Consider the following 770-nt stretch of genomic DNA (forward strand, 5'->3'; position numbering starts at 1 on the left):
TCACGTCCTTGGGGTCCTTCGCGGTGGGGCCCGTCCTGCCGTAGGCGGTGTTGCCCACGGGCGCGGCGAACGAGCCCGCGCTGGTGGTGGAGGACATCGTCATGCCGACGATGAGCGGCGGCGGCTTCACCACCTCCACCATCACCATCTCCACGGGGCGCTTGGCGGCGGGGAGGGTGCGCGCGGCGCCTTCTCCCAGTGCCCAGAAGCCGCCGACGTGGAGCCCCAGCGACACGAGCAGGAAGACGCCCACCACGGCCAGCGAGCGGTCGCGTCGGGGCGTCGGAGCGTTGTCGAGGACCGCCTGACTCATGAAGTGACGCCTTGCCTCAGGGTGCCGCGGGCGCGGCCGCGGGGGCCACGTCCTTCTCGATGTTGAGCGCGAACTTCGCGATGCCCTGGCCCTTCACCACGTCGATGAGGCGCATGACGCGGCCGTAGGGTATCGACTGGTCGGCGCTGATGATGGCGCGCGTGTCCTTGTCCTTGGCCACCGCTTCCTGGACGCGCTGCTCCAGCTCCTGCTCGGTCAGCTCCGCGCCGTCGAAGAAGAGCTTGCCCTCCTTGTCCAGCACCACGTTGACCAGGCCCTGCACCGTCTCACCGCCGTTGGCGGCGCGGGGCAGGTCCACCTCCACCGTCTCCCGGACGATGAAGTTGGCCGTCACCATGAAGATGATGAGCAGCACCAGCACCACGTCCACCAGCGGGGTGACGTTGATGCCGGTGATTTCGTCGTCGTTGTCCTGCGCGCCGCCCGCCATGGCCTA

General features: G+C 69.0%; 1 protein-coding gene and 1 pseudogene. Both read right to left on the reverse strand.

Annotation, left to right across the window (positions count from 1 at the left end; genetic code table 11):
• A pseudogene (locus HV826_RS36415) lies at nt 1-313 on the reverse strand (energy transducer TonB); the annotation flags it as partial.
• A gap of 16 nt (nt 314-329) precedes the next feature.
• Nucleotides 330-764 (reverse strand): biopolymer transporter ExbD, encoded by a 435-nt coding sequence (locus HV826_RS36420; RefSeq protein ID WP_176421578.1) that lies wholly within the window; start codon nt 762-764, stop codon nt 330-332.
• Nucleotides 765-770 lie beyond the last annotated feature (6 nt).

Source organism: Myxococcus sp. AM010 (genome assembly GCF_013372585.1).
GTDB lineage: Bacteria > Myxococcota > Myxococcia > Myxococcales > Myxococcaceae > Myxococcus > Myxococcus vastator.